The organism is Arenibaculum sp., assembly GCF_035998295.1.
In the GTDB taxonomy this organism is placed as follows: domain Bacteria; phylum Pseudomonadota; class Alphaproteobacteria; order Azospirillales; family Azospirillaceae; genus DASYHS01.
This window is the reverse complement of the sequence record NZ_DASYHS010000099.1, coordinates 1-3729: the sequence shown is the minus strand read 5'-3', so window position 1 is coordinate 3729 and position 3729 is coordinate 1. Positions and strand designations below refer to the sequence as shown.

The 3729-nt window shown below is 72.3% G+C and carries 1 protein-coding gene; it reads right to left on the bottom strand.

Features of this window, described 5'->3' with window-relative positions:
- The coding region (locus VGO20_RS10785) for an amino acid adenylation domain-containing protein (protein ID WP_327502340.1) at window positions 1-3729 on the bottom strand (3729 nt) is incomplete at both ends.

The window sequence follows — 3729 nt, the reverse complement described above, 5'->3', positions numbered from 1 at the left end:
AGCGTGCGCAGATGGCGCGCCAGCCGGTTGGCGCGTGCGTTCAGGGCGCCGTAGCTCAGGCTGCGGCCCTCGAAGGTCACCGCCGTCGCCTGCGGGTCGCGCGCCGCCTGCGCCTCGAACAGCTCGTGGATGCAGCGCTCCGCCGGGTAAGCCTCGATCCGGCCCCCATCCTCCAGCAGCCGACGACGCGCGTCCTGCGGCAGCAGCGGCAAGGCCGCCGCAGGCCGTTCCGGGTCCGCAACCATCTCCTCCAGCGCCCGGCGCAGATAGCCGCCGAACCGCTCCACCGTTTCCCGGTCGAACAGTGCCGCCGCGTACTCGATCCCGCCGACGATCCGGCCCCCGAACTCGTCGAGACCGAGGGTCAGGTCGAACTTCGCGGTGGTCGGCGGCCGGCCCATCGCCTCCACGCTCAGGCCCGGCAGGTCGAAACGCCCCTGCTCGAAGTTCTGCCACGCGAAGGTGACCTGGAAGACGGGCGTGTGGGACAGGCTTCGTACCGGCTTGACCAGTTCCACCACCTGCTCGAACGGCAGGTCCTGGTGTTCCTGCGCGCCCAGCGCCACCGCCCTGACCCGCGCCAGCAGTTCCTCCGCACTCGGCGAGCCCGACAGGTCCACGCGCAGCGCCAGCGTGTTGGCGAAGAAGCCGATCAGCCCTTCGACCTCGGCGCGCGTGCGGTTCGCGACCGGCGTGCCGACCACGACGTCCTCCTGGCCCGACAGGCGCGAGAGCACCAGCGCCCAGCCCGCCAGCACCGTCATGAACGGCGTCGTCCCCTGCCGCTGGCCCAGCGCCTTCAGCGTCGCCGTCAGCGCCTCGTCGAACTCCAGGCCCACGAAGCCGCCGGCATAGTCCTGCTGCGCCGGCCGCCGCCGGTCGGTCGGCAGCTCCAGAAGCGCCGGCGCGCCGGACAGCGTCTCGCGCCAATAGGTGCTCTGCCTCGTGAGCACCTCGCCCGACAGCCAGCGCCGCTGCCAAGCGGCATAATCGGCATACTGCACCGCCAGCGGCTCCAGCGGGTCCTCGCCGCCTTCCGCGTAAGCCCGGTACAACGCGCTCAGCTCCCGGGCCAGCACGCCCATCGACCAGCCATCCGCGACGATGTGGTGCAGGGTGACCAGCAGCACGTGGTCGTTTGCCGCCAGCCGGACCAGCCGGCCCCGGACCAGGGGCCCCCGCCCCAAATCGAACGGCGCCTCCTCCTCGGCCGCCATCAGGCCGTCGAGCCCACCCTCGGGATCGGCAGCGCCCGAGAGGTCGTCCGAGCGCAGTTCGAAGCCCCGGCCCGGATCGCCGATCCGCAGGAACGGCTCCCCGTCGGCATCGGCGAAGGTCGTGCGCAGGGCCTCGTGCCGGCCCACGAGCCGGTCTAGCGCCTTCTTCAGCGCCGCCTCGTCCAGCCGCCCCCGCAGCCGGAAGCCCAGCGAGACATGGTAGGCCTCGCTGGCGCCGCCGCCCATCCGCGCCAGGAACCATAGCCGCTGCTGCGCGAAGGAAAGCGGCGGCCGGTCGCCCCGCTCCCCCGGCATTACGGGCGGCAGCGCCTCACCCCCGCCCTCGGCCAGGACCCTGGCGAAATCCCGCAGCAGGGAATGCCCGAACAGGGCCGTCAGCGCGACCTCCACGCCCAGGACCTGCCGGATCCTGGAGACCACGCGCACCGCGAGCAGCGAATGGCCGCCGAGATCGAAGAAGTCGTCGCCCCGGCCAACCCGCTCCAGGCCCAGCACCTCGCCCCAGATCGCCGCCAGCGCGTCTTCGACCGGGCCGGACGGCGCCTCGTAGGCTTCGGATGCGTAGGCGCTGCCGTCCGGCGCCGGCAGCGCCTTGCGGTCCAGCTTGCCGCTCGGCGTGAACGGCATCGCCGCAAGCCGCACATAGGCGGCCGGCACCATGTAGTCCGGCAGGACCGAGGACAGATGCCCGCGCAGGGACGAAGGCTCCGCCTCGCCGGTGACGTAGGCGACCAGCCGCTTGCCGCCGGGCTGGTCCTCGCGCGCCAGCACCGCCGCCTCGCGCACGCCGGGATGATCGAGCAGCCGCGCCTCGATCTCGCCCGGCTCGATCCGGAAGCCGCGAATCTTGACCTGGAAATCGGTGCGGCCCGCGAACTCGATGTTCCCGTCCGGCAGGTAGCGGCCGAGGTCGCCGGTCCTGTACAGCCGGTCGCCGTCCACGAACGGGCTGGCGGCGAAGCGCTGCGCCGTCAGTTCCGGGCGGTTCAGGTAGCCGCGCGCGACCCCCGCGCCGCCGATCCAGATCTCGCCCGCCACTCCGGTCGGCACCGGTTCCATCCGTGCGTCCAGCAGGTAGATCCGCGTGTTCGCGACCGGGCGGCCGATATGGCCGACGTATCCGCTCCGGCGGTCCATGCGGACCCAGGTGGAGAAGGTCGTCGTCTCGCTCGGCCCATAGACGTTGCAGACTTCCTCGACGGCCGTCGTACGGAAGATCGCCTCCACCAGCGGCCGCGTCAGCAACTCGCCCCCGAGGACGACGCCACGCACCGTGCCCGGGACGGCACCCTCCTCGACCAGCGCGGCCATCGCCGACGGGACCGAATCGATCGAGGTCGGCGCGACGGTCGAGTGGCTCAATGCCAGCACGTCCTCGACCACCTCCACCGCACCGCCGCAGACCAGCGGCAGGAAACATTCGTAGACCGAGAGGTCGAAGCAGATCGACGTGGAGAACAGCGCCCGTTCCAGGGTCCGGGCGGAAACCGCCCTGCGGCCGCACTCGATCAGGTTCACGATGCTGGCGTGCTCGATCATGGCGCCCTTAGGCGCGCCGGTCGAGCCGGAGGTGTAGATGATGTAGGCGAGGTTGCGGCTGGTCAGGCCCGGCACCCGCGGGTCCGCATCGGGTGCGGACCCGTCGTCCTCCTCCAGGTCCAGCACCGGCGGGAGCGTCTCCAGCCCGGCCATCGCCGCCGCCAGTGCCGCCCTGGCCGGTCCGTGCGTCAGCGCCGCGACCGGCGTGCTGTCGCGGAGCATGAGCGCCAGCCGCTCCGCCGGATAGGCGGGGTCGAGCGGCACATAGGCCCCGCCCGCCTTCAGGATGCCCAGCAGGCCCGCGACCATCCCGGCCGACCGCTCGACGCAGATCGCGACCCGGTCGTCGGGCTTCACGCCGAACGCGCGCAGGCGGTGCGCCAACCGGTTCGCCCGCGCGTTCAGCTCGCGGTAGGTGAGCGCCGTGCCCTCGAAGACGACCGCCGCCGCGTCGGGGCTGCGCGCGACCTGCTCCTCGAACAGCTCGTGCAGGCAGCGTTCCCGGGGATACGCCGCCGCGGTGTCGTTCCACTCCACCAGCAGCCGGTGGCGCTCTTCCTGCGACAGCAGCGGCAAGGCGGCCGAGGGCCGTTCCGGGTCCGCAACCATCTCCTCCAGCGCCCGGCGCAGATAGCCGCCGAACCGCTCCACCGTTTCCCGGTCGAACAGCGCCGCCGCGTACTCGATACCGCCGACGATCCGGCCCCGGGACTCCCCGAGGTTCAAGGTCAGGTCGAACTTCGCCGTGGTCGGCGCCCGGCCCGTCGCCTCCACGCTCAGGCCCGGCAGGTCGAAACGGCCCTGCTCGAAGTCCTGCCAGGCGAAGGTCACCTGGAACACCGGCATGTGGGACAGGCTGCGCGCCGGGCGCACCGCTTCGACCACCTGCTCGAACGGCAGGTCCTGGTGCTCCTGCGCGCCCAACGTCGCCGCCCTGACCCGCGCCAGCAGT